The sequence below is a fragment of the Martelella sp. NC20 genome (assembly GCF_013459645.1).
In the GTDB taxonomy this organism is placed as follows: domain Bacteria; phylum Pseudomonadota; class Alphaproteobacteria; order Rhizobiales; family Rhizobiaceae; genus Martelella.
Window position 1 is genome coordinate 5,179,885 of the sequence record NZ_CP054861.1, and the last position, 15,375, is coordinate 5,195,259.

General features: G+C 64.0%; 15 protein-coding genes. 8 read left to right on the plus strand and 7 right to left on the minus strand.

All coding sequences use genetic code 11. From position 1 onward, the window contains the following. The 5 genes from HQ843_RS24720 (at window position 1) to HQ843_RS24740 (ending at window position 4,244) form a co-directional block, all read left to right on the plus strand. Complete coding sequence (locus HQ843_RS24720; RefSeq protein WP_180900713.1) at window positions 1–762, plus strand: SDR family NAD(P)-dependent oxidoreductase; 762 nt, start codon at window positions 1–3, stop codon at window positions 760–762. Window positions 763–983: 221 nt separating this feature from the next. Continuing rightward, the gene (locus HQ843_RS24725; protein WP_180900712.1) at window positions 984–1,664 is read left to right on the plus strand and encodes an MOSC domain-containing protein; all 681 of its coding nucleotides are present in this window, start codon (window positions 984–986) and stop codon (window positions 1,662–1,664) included. Beyond that, on the plus strand, window positions 1,661–2,503 hold the full coding sequence (gene pdxY / locus HQ843_RS24730) for a pyridoxal kinase (RefSeq protein ID WP_180900711.1): 843 nt from the start codon (window positions 1,661–1,663) through the stop codon (window positions 2,501–2,503). The genes HQ843_RS24725 and pdxY overlap by 4 nt, the downstream gene beginning before the upstream one ends. A gap of 154 nt (window positions 2,504–2,657) precedes the next feature. Continuing rightward, window positions 2,658–3,197: an RBBP9/YdeN family alpha/beta hydrolase gene (locus tag HQ843_RS24735; RefSeq protein ID WP_180900710.1), complete on the plus strand. Its 540-nt coding sequence runs from the start codon at window positions 2,658–2,660 to the stop codon at window positions 3,195–3,197. A gap of 102 nt (window positions 3,198–3,299) precedes the next feature. Beyond that, window positions 3,300–4,244, plus strand: coding sequence for a LysR substrate-binding domain-containing protein (locus HQ843_RS24740; protein ID WP_180900709.1), 945 nt, complete (start codon window positions 3,300–3,302; stop codon window positions 4,242–4,244). 49 nt (window positions 4,245–4,293) lie between these two features. Here the strand turns inward: HQ843_RS24740 and HQ843_RS24745 are convergent, their stop codons facing one another. From HQ843_RS24745 to HQ843_RS24775, 7 genes are all read right to left on the minus strand, one after another. Continuing rightward, entirely contained in the window at window positions 4,294–4,857 is a 564-nt protein-coding gene (locus HQ843_RS24745; RefSeq protein ID WP_180900708.1) for a YbhB/YbcL family Raf kinase inhibitor-like protein, read from the minus strand. Next, a complete protein-coding gene (locus tag HQ843_RS24750; RefSeq protein WP_180900707.1) occupies window positions 4,854–5,348 on the minus strand; it encodes a cupin domain-containing protein in 495 nt (164 codons plus the stop codon). Before HQ843_RS24750 ends, HQ843_RS24745 begins: the two co-directional genes overlap by 4 nt. A gap of 240 nt (window positions 5,349–5,588) precedes the next feature. Next, on the minus strand, window positions 5,589–6,014 hold the full coding sequence (locus HQ843_RS24755) for a RidA family protein (protein ID WP_180900706.1): 426 nt from the start codon (window positions 6,012–6,014) through the stop codon (window positions 5,589–5,591). A 108-nt stretch (window positions 6,015–6,122) separates the two neighbouring features. Further along, on the minus strand, window positions 6,123–7,739 hold the full coding sequence (locus HQ843_RS24760; RefSeq protein WP_180900705.1) for a hydantoinase B/oxoprolinase family protein: 1,617 nt from the start codon (window positions 7,737–7,739) through the stop codon (window positions 6,123–6,125). Between the two features lie 3 nt (window positions 7,740–7,742). Continuing rightward, window positions 7,743–9,791 (minus strand): hydantoinase/oxoprolinase family protein, encoded by a 2,049-nt coding sequence (locus HQ843_RS24765; RefSeq protein WP_180900704.1) that lies wholly within the window; start codon window positions 9,789–9,791, stop codon window positions 7,743–7,745. An 85-nt stretch (window positions 9,792–9,876) separates the two neighbouring features. After that, on the minus strand, window positions 9,877–11,193 hold the full coding sequence (locus HQ843_RS24770) for an NAD(P)/FAD-dependent oxidoreductase (RefSeq protein WP_180900703.1): 1,317 nt from the start codon (window positions 11,191–11,193) through the stop codon (window positions 9,877–9,879). A gap of 12 nt (window positions 11,194–11,205) precedes the next feature. Next, window positions 11,206–11,922: an SDR family NAD(P)-dependent oxidoreductase gene (locus HQ843_RS24775; RefSeq protein WP_180900702.1), complete on the minus strand. Its 717-nt coding sequence runs from the start codon at window positions 11,920–11,922 to the stop codon at window positions 11,206–11,208. 302 nt (window positions 11,923–12,224) lie between these two features. On the opposite strand from HQ843_RS24775, the gene HQ843_RS24780 reads away from it, so the two are divergent. The 3 genes from HQ843_RS24780 (at window position 12,225) to HQ843_RS24790 (ending at window position 15,339) form a co-directional block, all read left to right on the plus strand. Beyond that, window positions 12,225–13,241: a TRAP transporter substrate-binding protein gene (locus HQ843_RS24780; protein ID WP_180900701.1), complete on the plus strand. Its 1,017-nt coding sequence runs from the start codon at window positions 12,225–12,227 to the stop codon at window positions 13,239–13,241. Between the two features lie 108 nt (window positions 13,242–13,349). Further along, entirely contained in the window at window positions 13,350–13,916 is a 567-nt protein-coding gene (locus HQ843_RS24785; RefSeq protein WP_180903340.1) for a TRAP transporter small permease, read from the plus strand. 118 nt (window positions 13,917–14,034) lie between these two features. Further along, window positions 14,035–15,339, plus strand: coding sequence for a TRAP transporter large permease (locus tag HQ843_RS24790; RefSeq protein WP_180900700.1), 1,305 nt, complete (start codon window positions 14,035–14,037; stop codon window positions 15,337–15,339). The last annotated feature ends 36 nt before the right edge of the window (window positions 15,340–15,375 follow it).

Below are 15,375 nucleotides of genomic sequence, written 5' to 3' on the forward strand. Positions count from 1 at the left end.
ATGGACCTGAATAATCTTCACGCTATCATCACCGGCGGCGGCTCCGGGCTCGGCGCGGCCACCGCCCGGGCGCTTGCCGCGCGGGGCGCCAATGTCACGCTCGTCGATTTCAACATCGAGGCCGCGCGCGCCGTCGCAGAGGAAATCGGCGGGCTTGCGCTGCGCTGCGACGTCGCCTCGTCAGACGAAGCGGAAGCAGCGTTTGCGGCCGCCGAGGCGAAGAACGGCAAGGCGCGTGTCCTTGTCAATTGCGCCGGGATCGCGCCCGCGAAAAAGATATTGTCCAAAGCCGGCGTCATGCCGCTCGTGGAATTCCGGCGCGCCGTTGAGGTCAATCTGATCGGCAGTTTCAACATGTTGCGGCTTTTCGCCGAGGCCGCCGCGACGCTCGATCCGCTCGATACCGGCGAGCGCGGGGTTGCGATCAACACCGCCTCGATCGCGGGCTTCGAGGGCCAGATCGGCCAGACCGCCTATGCCGCCTCCAAGGGCGGGATCATCGCGCTGACGCTGCCGGCCGCCCGCGAACTTGCGCCGCTCGGCATCCGCGTCATGGCGATCGCTCCCGGCATTTTCGAGACCGCGATGCTGAAGGGCCTGCCCGAAGCCGCGCAACAGAGCCTCGGCGCCTCCGTGCCCTTCCCGTCCAGGCTCGGCCAGCCGGCCGAATATGCCCGCCTCGTGCTGTCGATCCTCGACAATCCGATGCTGAACGGCGAAACGATCCGTCTCGACGGCGCCCTGCGCATGGCGCCCAAATAACGGCCCTGCCCGGGTCAGGGGCCATGGCAACCGGCCTATCCAAATTTCGAAAACTGGCTCTTTTCAGTAGGCCGGATATTCGCGAGACAAATGTCAAAACGCAAGAGGCCTTCAATGTCGAAATCCGCCCTGATCCTGCGCCGCGAGGCCCGGCCCCATGGCCCGTCGCTGAAGCGCGCCGGCGGGTCCATGCTCCGGGCCTGGCTGCAAGGTCTGCCTGCATGACCGCGATCACCCTTCTGACCGGGCGCGCCCGGCCGCTGGCGGAAAGCGGCGCGCTAAGCGGCATTGTGAAACAACCGGCGGACAGACCGCTTCGGCTTGGTCCCGAAGGGTTCGAGGGCGACGAACAGGCGGACCGGCGCGTCCATGGCGGCGTCGAGAAGGCGGTGCATCATTATCCGCTGGATCATTACACGCTATGGCGCGAGGAGTTGGGGGATCTGCCGGCGCTGGGCGCACCCGGCGGATTTGGCGAGAACATCTCGGCCTCCGGTCTGACCGAGATCAACGTCGCCGTCGGCGACATCTTCCGGCTAGGCACGGCGCTGGTGCAGATCTCCCAGGGACGGCAGCCCTGCTGGAAGCTCAACCACCGTTTCGCCGTGCCGGACATGGCCCGCCGTGTGCAGCAGACCGGCCGGACGGGCTGGTATTATCGGGTGCTGGAACACGGCATCGTGACGACGGGGGACCGGCTCGAGCGTGTCGACCGCACGGCCCCGGACTGGACCCTGCACCGGCTCTGGCATGCGCTTTATGTCGACCGGCTGAACCTGAATGAACTCAAGGGCATTGCAGCGCTTGACGTGCTGGCTGAAGGCTGGCGGAAATATGCGGTGCGGCGGCTTGAAAGCGGCCGCGTCGAAGACTGGCGCAACAGACTGGACGGCACAGCATGAACCCACCGCCTTTCGTGATCTCGATCCAGAGCCAGGTCGTGTTCGGCCATGTCGGCAATTCCGCGGCGCTGTTTCCCATGCAGGCGGCGGGGCTGGAGGTAGCGGCGATCCCGACCGTGATCTTTTCCAACACGCCCGACTATCCGACGCTGCGCGGCCGGGCGCTTCCGCCCGAATTTTTCTCCGATCTGCTGCAAGGCGCGCGCGAACGCGGCCTGCCGGAGCGGGCGGATTTCATTCTGACGGGCTATATCGGCTCTCTCGACGTGGCGCTGATGGTGGCGGATTTCGTGGCCGAGGCCAAGGCCGTCAACCCACGCCTCGTCTATCTTTGCGACCCGGTGATGGGCGACACCGGCCCCGGGCTTTACGTGCCGGAAGCCATTGCCGACGTCATGCGCGACCGCCTGCTGCCGATGGCCGACATCGCAACCCCGAACCCGTTCGAACTCGCCTGGCTGACCGGGCGGAAGATCGCGAACCTGAACGACCTCGAAGCGGCCAGAACCTACCTCCGCATCGCGCCCAACGCACATCTGATCGCGACGGGCTGCGCGCTGGAAGACACCCCTGCCGGTCATATCGAGAGCGTCATTCTCGGCGATGACGGCCCAAGCCGGCACCCGGTGGAGCATCTGCCGGTCGCGCTGCCCGGAACCGGCGATCTCTTTGCAGCGCTGATTGTCGCAGGGCTGGCGCGCAGGTTGACCCTGCCGCGCGCCGTGGAGATCGCCCAGCGCCTCACCGCGCGCGCGCTCACCCATGCCAGCGCGCTTGGCGCCGGCGAAGTGGTTCTCAGCGAGCCCGAATTCCGCCGCGCCCTTCTGACGCTCGCATGACGAACGCGGCTTCCGCGAAGCCGGCGGCATGAGAAATGCTGCGGACCCGTTGAGATGATTTCATTTTCCGGCCTCCCGCAAGGGCCTATGATCCTCACGCGAAGAACACGGTTGGCCGGGGTGAGAGCCTGGCCTCTCCAGATACGGCGGCACAATGACCTCATTCATCACGCTTCCGGGCATTGGCGGCTCCGGCGAAACCCACTGGCAAAGCCATTGGGAAGCCGCGGACCCTTGCTTCGCCCGGTTCCGTCCGTCCGACTGGGATAAGCCCGTTCTTGCCGACTGGCGCCTTGCGCTGGAACGACAGATCGACAGCGCGCGATCACCGCCTGTTCTGGTCGCGCACAGCCTCGCCTGCCTGCTCGTCGCTCATGCGGCCGAGCAGATCGCGGGCCGCATCAGCGGCGCTTTTCTCGTTGCCGTACCAGATCCCGGCTCCGCGGCATTCCCGGCGGCAGCGGCCGGCTTCGCAAACCCGCCCCGGCGGCCGCTTCCGTTTCCAGCGCTGATCATTGCAAGCGCCAATGATCCCTATGCCGCGCCGGACCATGTCAGGACGCGCGCGAAGGAATGGAAAGCCGGTCTCGTGGAGGTCGGCGCCTGCGGCCACATCAACGGCGCAAGCGGCCTTGGCGCATGGGCTCAGGGGCGCATGCTCATGGATGCCTTCTGCGCCGGACTGAGGTGCTGACATCAAGACTTTGCCAAATATGTTCCCTCCAATATCATCGTCGCTCGTCATGCCTCCGCTCGCCGCCCATCCTCACGAAAGATGAAGCTGCGGGGCGCGGCGATGGAACAGGATTTGGAGACGCGGATTTTGGAAAGTCACCGGATCGAGCCGAACCGGCTCACAGTGCCCTTGAATGCGCTGCGCGCCTTCGAGGTTGCCGCGCGCCATATGTCCATCAAGGACGCGGCCGAAGAAATCGGCGTGACGCCGTCGGCCGTCAGCCATCAGCTTCGCATCCTCGAGGATATGCTGGGGGTCGAGCTGATGCGCCGCGTCGGCGCGCGCCTTGAGCTGACGGAAACCGGACGGCAGCTGTCCCCGGACCTGACCATCGGTTTCACGCGGATCATCGAGGCGGTCGGAGCCTTGAAGAAGGAGCGCAAGCTTGGCCCGCTGCGCCTGTCCATGCTGCCGACATTCGCGGTCCACTGGCTGTCGCCGCGAATGGCCTCCTATCCGTTTGCGCGATCCGGCTTCGAACTGCTGATATCCACGACCCAGACCGCCGTCGATCTGGGCGCCGGCGTCGCGGATGCCGCCGTGCGTCACGGTTCCGGGCAATGGGCGGGCGTCCTCTGCGAACGCCTGTTCGATGAACACCTGACCCTGCTTGGTCGTCCGGCCGACTGGCAAGGGCGGGACCAAGCCGATATCCGCAAGGCCATCTCCGAAACCAACCTGTTTCTTTCCCAGCACCGGCGCGGCGATTTCCAGCGGTGGAACGAGACCCTGCCCGGCGGTCCCGTCAAGCCGGGCGCAATCACAATCGTCGACTCCTCCGGTCTCGGCCTCAAGGCGGCGATCGACGGCGCCGGCTTCGCATTCGCGGGCGTCGAGATTGCGGCCTGCGATATCGCCGCCGCCAGGCTCTCCCCGATCATGAAGCATCAGGTTCCGGCAAATGGCGGCTATTATCTGTGCTATCCGCCCGCCCTTGAGCGCGACCGCCGCATCAGAAACCTCCGGACCTGGATGCTGGCTGAGGCGGCAGGCGGAACGTCATGAAACCAGAAGGCGTTTGAGGCGCTCCGGTCTTGCCCGGAAACGCACTCCGTCAGCGCCCGAAAAGCCCTGTGATACGCGCCCTGGCAAGCGCATGGCTGTTGATCATGTATCCCGCCATCGCACCCGACGACATGGCGTCCAGCGGCAGGCTGTCGACATCGAGCGCATAGACGGTGATGACGTAGCGATGCGGCGCAGCGCCGGCCGGCGGACAGGGACCGCCGTAACCGGCCATGCCGAAATCCGTCCTTGTGGCGAACGCCTTTCCCGGCCGCGCCCCTTCGGCCAGCGCCGTCACATCGGCAGGAATATTGACCAGCACCCAGTGCCACCAGCCGCTTCCGGTTGGCGCATCCGGATCGAACATGGTCACGGCAAAGCTTTTGGTTTCCGGAGGCGCATCGTTCCATTCAAGCGCCGGTGAGACGTTCTGTCCAAGACATCCCGATCCGCGCAGCGCATGGCGAAGCGGAACAGCACCGCCATCGTCAAAAGATGAGCTTGTCAGCTCCATCGCCAAGGCGGATGCGGGCAGCACGGCAATGGCCGCGAGAACGATGAACGCCCGGCTGCCGTCGGAACGCAGGGTTTTCCTGTTTCGGAGCGAATTCATTCCTCTCCCTCCCAGTATCCGACGGCCGCATTTTTCTTCACCGTCAGTTCCAGACGTCGGGCCGTTTTTTCGCCGCCCGGCGCGGAACCTGCGAACACCGCCACCTTGCCGCTGTCGGGATATTCCAGAACATCGGGCTCGTTCATCGTGCTGATCGCCAGGTAACGAAGCGGTTCAGCGCCTTCAGCCCGCAATTGATGGGCCGTTTCGACCCCGCCGGCGGGACAGACGACCACATCGCCGGCGCTCACGCCATGTTCCTCCCCGCCATATCGCAGCACGCCGGCCCCGGACAGGATCACAAAGAGCTCGTCATTGGCGTGATGGCAGTGAAAGGGCCAGGCCTTCTTGCCCGGAGGAAGCTCGACATAGCGCGCGCCGAGCCGCTTTGCGCCAAGCGGCGCCGCCACGGCGGCCAGACGCGCCTCATAGGTTTCACCATGGGATTGTGTCTGGAGCGACAGCGCCCGCAGACTGACGATTGGATGCATTGGTCATACCTGCCTGATTCCGGATGATCCGATAAAAGGCACCGGTCAGCGACCAACGCAATTGAGCGCTTCTCATGCCGGGAGGAAGGATGCTCATTCGACAATCCCCACCGCCCGCGTTGAAGCAGGCGATGGAATAGAGCGTCGGGCGAAAAAGTGGAATCCGGTTTTTCGCTAACCCGACGCGTCAAGACAGGCGACACCGACCAGGAATGGCCGCTGCCGCGGCATGCACGGTTTTCAGCCGAGCGAAATGGTGATTTCCTCGACGTCGGCCTTGGCAGCGCCGCGATAGGCTGTGACTTCGATCTCGACCTTGAAGTCCGGCGCGCCGAGCGGCGAGCAGGTGACGGTGCGCTGTGGGTCGATGCCGCGGAAGCGCTCGCCGACATATTCCATCACCGCCTTGGCGTCCTCGACATAGGGGATGAAGATCTTCGACTGGACGACATCTTCAAGGCAGGAATCAACCGCCTTCAGCGCGCCCTCGATATTGTCGAAGCACTGGCGGGCCTGCTCGACCGGATCGGTCGACATTTCGCGGGTCTTGTAGTTGCGGCCGGCGGTGTTGGAGACGAAGATCCAGTCGTCGACGCAGACAATGCGCGAATAGCTTTCCTTGGTTTCGAAGATGGAGCCGGATTTGACTTTGGTGATCTTGACCATGGTTTTTCCTGTTCTGGGTTGAAAGGGTCAAAGGGAGAGTGTCCGCAGGCGCGAGCGCCTGCGATCAGGATGGAAATCGGATGAAAGGCCGGCCGCGACCGGCTGCCGCTACTGCTTGTAGACGCGCTCGGCGGTCGCGGCGCTGATGCGTCCCTCGGCAAGGTCGCGCCGGACGGCTGCCGGGTCGCGTGCCGCCGGATCGCCATAGCCGCCGCCGCCGGGGGTCACGATCGAGACGATCTGGCCCGGTTTCAGGTCGACCATGCCGGAAAAATCGGTGCGGCCGTCGCCGAAGTCGAGCACGGTGCCACGCGCCGAGGTGCCGCCATCGAGGCCCCAGGGCTCGGAAGCGACGCGGGAACCCTCGACGGTGAACCGGCAGGCTTTTTCCGCGCGATAGACCCGGCGCACGCCCATACCGCCGCGATAGGTGCCGGCGCCGGCGGAATCATCCACCAGTTCGTAGCGCAGCAGCGTCAGCGGATATTCGAGCTCCAGCGATTCCACGGGAAGATTCGAGGTGTTGGTGAGGCTGACATGGATGCCCGAGAGGCCGTCGGAGGACGGTCGCGCGCCGCCGCCGCCGCCGATGGTTTCGAGATAGACCCAGATCGAGCCGTCCGCATGGGTGCCGTTGAAGATCGCGCCGGTGCAGCAGCCGTTGCCGGCCGCCATGACCTTGCCGGGCAGCGCCTTGGCAAGCGCGCCGTAGACGAGGTCGCAGACCCGCTGGGCGGCGGCGATACGGCCGTCGACGGCGGCAGGATGCTCGCAGTTGAGGATCGAGCCCTTGGGTGCCGTCACCGTCAGCGGACGGGCGAGCCCGGCATTGGGCAGGATCGTCGGATCGACGACCGATTTCACCGCGAAATAACTTGCCGCCAGCAGCGAGGTATAGATCAGGTTCAGCCCGGCACGAAGCTGCGGCGGGCCATCGAAGGCGAGCGTCATCTCGTCGCCGGCAATGGTGATCTCGACGGAAAGCCGGATCCGGTCGCCGCGTTGATTGCTGTCGAACTGGTCGGAGAAGCTGTAGCTGCCGTCAGGAATGGCGGCAATGCCGGCGCGCATCTTGCGCTCGGCATAGTCCTGCAGCGCCTCGCCGGCGGCCAGCACCTTGTCCGTGCCGTATTTGCCACACAGATCCTGCATGCGCCGGACCGCGAGCCGGTTGGCCGACATCTGGGCGCGCAGGTCGGACAGGCGCTCGCGCGGGACCTGGCAGTTGAGCAGGAACATCTCCTGCAGGTCCTCGTTCAGCACGCCTTCGCGATAGAGCCGGACCGGCGGAATGCGCAGGCCTTCCTGGTAAATATGTTCGTGTCCGCGATCGGCAAAATCGGAATGGTGGGCGGTGTTGACCGCCCAAGCCACCAGCGTTTCATCAACGAAGATCGGCTCGGCGAGCACGATATCCGGCAGGTGAGTTGCACCGCCGGCATAGGCGTCATTGGCCATGAACACATCGCCGGGCTTGATATCATCCATCCTGAAGCGGCCGTGGATCGCGCCGATCACGCCGAGGAAGGAGCCGAGATGCATCGGGATGTGCTCGGCCTGGCAGAGCGTGTTGCCGTGACGGTCGAAGAGCGCTGTCGAGCAGTCGCGGCGTTCCTTGATGTTGGTGGAATAGGAGGCGCGCACCAACGCCTCGCCCATCTCCTCGACGATGGACTGCAGGGCCGAGCCGATGACTTCTACTGTGATAGGATCGATTGCGGTCATCGTTCAAACCTCCAGGATGAGATTGAGATAGGGATCGACCGTGCCGGTCATGTCGGGCAGCAGCACGGTGGTCGTATCCATCTGCTCGACGATCGCCGGACCGGTGATGACGTTGCCGGCCTTCATGAGACCGCGTTCATAGACCGGGCAGGTGACGAAGCCGCCGGCCTCCGACATCCACACATCGCGTTCGCCGATCTTCGCGCCCGAGGCATCGGGGCCGTGATCGTCCTGTTTCTGGAATTCGGCCTTGTCGACAATGCCGGCCGCCTCGATGCGCAGGGTGACAAGCTGGATCGGCTCGCCCTCGGCGATGAAGCCGAAACGCTGGCGGTGTGCCGCCTCGAAGCCCTTTTCGAGCGCCGTGAAGGTCTCCGTCGTGATCGGCCCCGCCGGAACCGCGACCGAGAGTTCGTAGTTCTGCCCGGCATAGCGCATGTCCACCGTGCGGGTGATGACGCGACGATCCTCGGCGATGTTTTCGGCCGCGAACCAGACATCGGCCTGTTCGGCAAGCGTTGTGAAACCTTCTTCCACGGCGGGAAGTGCCGCCTCGGACAGTTCCATCAGCCTCGACAGCGCGAAATCGGAGCGCAGATCGGTGAGCAGCAGGCCGAGCGCGCAAAGGGTTCCCGGCGTCAGCGGCACGATCACTTTCTTCATGTCCAGCTCGCGGGCAAGGCGGGCGGCATGCAGCGGACCGGCGCCGCCGAAGGCCATCAGCGCATAATCGCGCGGATCATGGCCGCGCTGGACCGAAATCACCCGGATCGCCTTGGCCATGTTGGCAGTGACGACCGAGATGATCCCCTGCGCGGTCTCCATCACGCCGACGCCGAGCCTGTCGGCGAGCCGCTGGATTGCGGCGAGCGCCAGATCGTGCCGCACCTTCATGCGGCCGCCGAGAATTTCGACCGGGTTCAGGGTCTGGAGCACGATATTGGCGTCGGTCACCGTCGGCTCCTCATTGCCGAGCCCGTAGCAGACCGGCCCCGGATGGGCGCCGGCCGAACGCGGGCCGACCTTCAGGAGGCCGCCGGTATCGACATGGGCGATCGAGCCGCCGCCGGCGCCGACCGTGTGGATATCGAGCATCGGCGCCTTGATCGGATAGCCATGGACATCGGCCTCGCCGGTGAGCTGGCAGACGCCGTTTTGCAACAGCGCCACATCGGACGAGGTGCCGCCGACATCGAAGGTGATGATATTGTCGAAACCGGCCATACGGCCGATCGCCTGGGCGCCGACGACGCCGGTCGAGGGACCGGACAGCACGGTGCGCACCGGCAGGCTGCTCGCCTGATCGAAACCGATAACGCCGCCATTCGACTGGGTGAGTTGCGGCGCGACCCTGAGGCCGATTTCTGAGAGCCTGTCCTTGAGGCGGCGGATATAGCGCTGCATCACCGGGCCGAGATAGGCATTGACGACGGTGGTGGACAACCGCTCGTATTCGCGGAATTCCGGGGCGACGGCATGGGAGGCGGAGACGAACACGTCCGGCAGTTCCTCGGCCGCAATTTCAAGCGCGCGCTGTTCATGCGCGGTGTTGAGAAAGCCATAGAGGAAGCAGATCGCCAGCGCCTTGATGTCCTCGGCGGCGAGCGCGCGGAAGGCTTCGCGCAGCGCCTGCTCGTCCAGCGGCACGGCGACGCTGCCATCGGCCTTCAGCCGCTCGGGTACTTCCCGGCGCAGGTCGCGGGTGACGAGCTGCTCCGGCTTTTCGGCGAACATATCGTAGAGGTTCGGGCGCTTCTGGCGGCCGATCTCGAGCAGGTCGCGGAAGCCGTCGGAGACGACGAGGCCGGTTTTCACGCCGCGCAGTTCGATCAGCGCATTGGTGGCGACCGTGGTGCCGTGGCCGAGGAAGGCAAGGTCCCCGGCCTTCGCGCCGACCTTTTCCAGCCCCTCGACCACGCCTTGCGCGATGGCGCGCGACGGATCGTCCGGGGTGGACGAGACCTTCCAGATCTCGATTGCTCCGGTTTCATCATTGAAGAGGCAGACATCGGTGAATGTTCCGCCGGAATCGACGCCGATTCTCCAGGCCATATCGTGTTCCCTTGTTCTGACGCGCGTTGCGAACGAAAAAGTCTGCAACTTTTTCTGCCCGCGCTCTGCGCCGTTGCGCCGCTCTTCAGGCGGCCTTGGCGGTCTTCGAAAAGCGTTCATACCGGAAAGGCGCCGGATCAACGCAGGGTTTTTCATTGCGGACGAGTTCGGCCATCAGGCGGCCCGCGCCCGGCCCGCTGCCGAAGCCGTGGCCGGAAAAGCCCGATGACAGATAGAGCCCCGGCACGGCCGCAATCGGACCGATCACCGGAATGGCATCCGGCGTCGCATCGATCATGCCGGCCCAGCTATCGGTCAGGCGGGCATCGGCGAAGGCCGGGAAGGCGCGCGCGAGGTTCGCCAGCGCATTGCGGTTGAACGGTGCGTGCGGCACCGGATCGAGCATGCGGATCGCCTCGAAGGGCGTGACCTGATCGAGCGACCAGCGCCGCGGCATCTTCAGCTCACTCACCGTCTGGCCGTTGACGCGCAGCTTCAGCTCCCGCCAGCTTGTCAGCAATGTCGGCAGGAAATCGAAGAACAGGCGGAAGCTGTCGGGCGTGATCGGCGCGACATTGGCATTGCGCTGGGCGATGGTATAGCCGCCGTCGAGACGCTTGCGGAACGAGAAATCGCCGCCGCCGACCGGCATGTCCGGCACGGCGCCATCGCTTTCGATCCGCGCGGCCGTGCCGAGCAGCTTCAGCTGCGGAAAGTCGAGCCCGAGATTGCCGAGGAAAAGCCGCGACCAGGCCCCGGCCGCCACGACGACGCTGGACGTCGCGATCGTGCCGTTTTCCGTCACCACGCCGCTGATGCGTCCTCCGGACCGCTCGGACCCGCGTACCGCGCAATTCTCGATGATCCTCGCGCCAAGCCTGACGGCGGCTGCGGCCATCTGCGGCACGGCCTGCCCGGGTTCGGCCCGGCCGTCATTGGCGGTATAAAGACCAAGCTTGTAAGGCGAGGTGATCCCCGGAAGCAGTGCCTGAAGGCCGCTCGCATCGAGAAGCCGCGACAGCATTCCAGCCTCGCGGGCGTATTTCTCCCAGGCGGTAAATTCGGCGATCTCCGCCTTCGTGCGGCACACATAGGTGATGCCGGTCTCACGAAAACCGGTCTCGATACCGAAGCGACGGTCGACATCGCGCCAGAGGTTGAGGCTTTCGATGGTCAGCGGCAGTTCGGCGGGGTCACGCCCCATCTGCCGCACCCAGCCCCAGTTGCGCGAACTCTGCTCGGCAGCAACCGTCCCCTTCTCGCACAGCACGACATTAACACCGGCCTCGGCCAGGAACAGGGCGGTCGTCACCCCGGCGATGCCGCCGCCGATCACGACGACATCCGCGCTTTCAGGCAGGGGGGCCGAAAAGCCCGGACGTTGCAAATTCGGAACCGGCATGACGACGTCTCCTCAGAGCATGTCTTCGAGGCGGCAGTTGACCAGCATTTCCGCCATCGCCGCGTTGTTGGGAAGCTCGATTGCGGTGCGAACCAGTTCGGCCATGGTCTCCGGCTGGATCATGTCGTCGGGCTTGACCTTGCTGGTGTAGGAACTCATTTCGGTGCGCACGAAGCTCGGGCAGATGGCGGTGGCGCGCACGCCCTTTTCCCAGGCGACGTGACGCGTCGTGTGGGTCAGGCCCATCACCGCGAATTTGGTCATGTTGTAGCCGACAAAGCCGTTGCGGACGCGCTTGCCGGACATCGAGACGATATTGACGATCCGGCCGCGGCCGGTCTCCTCCAGATACGGCAGGCACAGCCGCGTTAGCCTGAGTGGCGCCTTGACGTTGACGGCCCAGAGCCGGTCCAGCGCTTCCTCATTGTCATCGGTGAGCAGAACCTGCTCGCCGCTGCCGGCATTGTTGACGAGGCCATCGATGCGCCCGAACCGGGCAACCGTCTCGTCAACCCACTGCCTGGCCGTCTCCGGCTCAAAGGCATCGAAACGGTGATAGCTTAATGTATCCCCGGGCGCGCCGTGCTCGGCCTCGAGCGTCGCGACATCGCGCGCTCCGAGGGACAGCCGGTAACCATGCTGGAGAAGGTCCCGGACGATCGCCGCGCCGATGCCGCGATTGGCGCCGGATATCATGATGACCGGTGCGCTCTGTGGTGAAGTGTGCATTTATCAAATTCTCTTGCAACGTTATCTGAAAATCGATCGCCGTTTTATGCGTCTATGTGACGTTTTATGATCGATATGCCGTCAAATGACAACCGATAATCGACGTATGCGCCGCAAACTTTTCAAAACACGCAGGAATTGACGCAATATCCAGCGCAACTTAGCAAAAAAGATGACCTTTTGTGCGTTTTTAATTGACAGTTTTTGGCGAGACTGCTTTCCTTGACAAATCCGAAGAACGAACACGTCTCGGTGCCCGGCCGCAAATCGGGCGGGCGCAAAGCCTTCGAAAGGGGAACCGAATGACCATTACAAGACGCGTGCTGATGCGCAATGCCACTATCGCCGGCGCTGTCTGCGCCCTTGGCAACCGTGCCTTTGCCGCTTCCACCGTCCGCTGGGATATGGCGGACGAGTACAATGCCGACGCCCTCTCGGGCAAGGCATCAAAGTACTTTCTGAGCGAGTTGCAGAAGAAGGTCGGCGACCAGATCGCCATTACCTATCAGGGCGGCGGTGCGCTCGGCTACAAATCGGCGGACCAGTTCGATGCCGTGCAGGACGGCGCCGTCCAGACTGCGGTGACGCTGATGACCCAGCTCGGCGGCATCGATCCGCTGTTCAACCTCTCCTCCCTGCCCTTCATCGCGAAGACGCCGAAGGAAGCCTATCTTCTCTGGCAGGCCGCCCGGCCGGAATACGAAAAAATCTTCGCCGACAACAATATGGTGCTGCTCTGGGCGATGCCGAACCCGCCGTCCGGCATCTTTGCCGATCGGGCGATCGCATCGCTGGAAGCGCTCAACGGCCTGCGCATCCGCACCTATGACGTCAACGGCACGCAGACGCTGATGAAGGCCGGCGCGGCACCGCTGCAGATCGCCTGGTCCGATCTCATCCCCCAGCTTTCGACCGGCGCGATCGACGCCGTCCTGACCTCCGCCGACGGCGGCGTGCAATTGTCCCTCTGGGATTATCTCAGCGATTTCACCGAGATGAACTACGCCATGGGCCTGTTCATGTGCCATGTGAACAGGGACGCGTTCGACGCCCTGCCGAAGGACGTCCAGGAGGCCATGCTCGGCCTTACCGAAAGCTGCGACGCCTATAACTGGCAGATCATGACCGACAGCATCGAGGCCTCCTACAAGATCCTGCGCGACCACGGCATGACGGTGACCACCGCCAACGATGTACCGGATGCCGTCTTCGAAGCGCTCAACACCGCCGGCGCGGCGGTGCGCGAGGACTGGGTGGCGAAGACCGGATCGCGCGGCGCCGACGTGCTGGCAAAGTTTGATGCGCTGAAGGCAGGCTGATATCTCTCCGGCAGCCCGCCTTCTTGATAAGGGTGGGCTGCATGAAGCTTTCATTCAGCGGGCATGCAGCGCACGATCTGCCGCTGCCTTTCCGTTCCGGAGACGACAATGGCGCTTGAAGAACCGCATTCACACCACATGACCGAGGCGACCGACGATCCGAAATGGCTGCGGCTGATCGCTCATGCCTCGACGATGCTCAACCGGGCCGCGGCCCTCGTCGCCGCCTGCATCCTGGTGTTCATGACCGCATTCACGCTTCTGGAAATCTGCCTGAGGCTGTTTTCGAAATCGACCTTCATGGCCGACTCGCTGGTCGGCAACGGCGTCGCCGCCGTCGGCTTCCTCTCCGCCGCCTGGGCGCTGGAGGAAGGCTTCATGATCCGGGTGAAGGTCATAACCGATCGTGTCGGCCCCAGAATGGCCTGGCTGTGCGAATTCTTCACGCTGGCTACCGTCGAGGCGCTGATGCTGTTCATGGCCTATTATCAGTGGAAATCCGTCTTCAAGAACTGGAGCCGGGGCACTGTCTCCGAATCCTACCTCCCCATTCCCATGTGGATCCCCGAAAGCTTTTTCCTGATCGGCCTTTGCCTGATGGCGTTCCAGGTTTTCGTGCGGCTCCTCCGGCTTCTGGCCGTCGGTCACGCCGACGAACGCGCGCTGACGCTTTAGCGCATTTCCGGTGAAAACGGGATCACCGGAATGCTCTATCTGTTTGTTTTGACGCATTTTCGCGGACGTCAGGTGGCTCCACCTGACTGCGAAATGCTCCAGGACAGGAAGGAAAACCATGTCCGTCTCTATGTCCGTCCTTACGCTGCTGCTTCTGCTGGTGGTCTTTCTCGGCGCCGGCACGTGGATCTTCGCCGGTCTGATGCTGGTCGGCGCGGGCGCGATGTATTTCGCGCTCGATTTCAACTGGGTCCGGATCGGCTCGATCGCCACCAAAGTGGTGTCTTCCTCGGCCGTGTCGTGGGAGCTTGCCGCTATCCCGATTTTCATCTGGATGGGCGACATCATCTTCCGCACGGATATTTCGAACCGCCTGTTCCGCGGCCTCTCGCCGCTGGTCTCCCGCATACCCGGAGGCCTGCTGCATACCAATGTCATCGGCTGCACCATCTTCGCCGCGATCTCGGGCTCCTCGACCGCGACCACCGCGACGGTCGGCAAGATCACTATTCCCGAACTCAAGGCGCGCGGCTATGACGTCGCGCTCGCCTCCGGCTCGCTTGCCGGCGCGGGCAGCTTCGGCCTGCTCATTCCGCCCTCCATCGCAATGATCGTCTATGGCGTGCTGGCGCAGGTCTCGATCGCCAAGCTGTTCGCGGCCGGTCTGCTGCCCGGCCTGATGATGGCGACGCTCTACTCCGGCTATATCGCAATTGTATCGCTCATCCGGCCTTCCGTGGCCCCGCCCCATGGCGAACCGGTATCTTGGAACGTCATCTGGAGAGGCCTTCTGGATCTCGTCCCCATCCTGGTGCTGATGACGATCGTGCTCGGGGCGATCTACTCCGGCGTCGCCACGCCCTCCGAAGCGGCGGCGGTGGGGGTTTTCGGCGCGATCGTGATCACCCTCGTCACCCGCCAGTTCTCCTGGCAATTGATGGCCGACAGCCTGAAGAGCACGATCCGGGTCTCCTCGATGATCCTGATGCTGATCGCGGCATCGGCGTTCCTGTCCTCGGCCATCGCCTACATGCACCTGCCGTCGATGATCACCGAAAGCATCGCCGCCATGAACCTTTCGCCCTACGGCGTGCTGCTGATCCTCGCGGTTCTCTACATCATCCTCGGCATGTTCCTCGACGGCACCTCGATGACCGTGATGACCGTTCCGATCGCGGTTCCGCTGATCGTGCATGCGGGCTTCGATCCGCTCTGGTTCGGCATCTATCTCGTGATCATGATCGAGATGAGCGCGCTCACGCCGCCGGTCGGCCTGAACCTGTTCATCCTTCAGGCGCTGACCGGGGAGACCATCGGCAAGACCGTGCGCGCCGCCTTGCCGTTCTTCCTGCTGTTGTGTATCGGTACAGCCCTGCTTGCGGTTTTCCCGCAGATTGTGCTTTGGTTGCCCAACGCCCTGTGATGGCAAGCTGCGCGCGCCCCCCATACGACCCGAAGG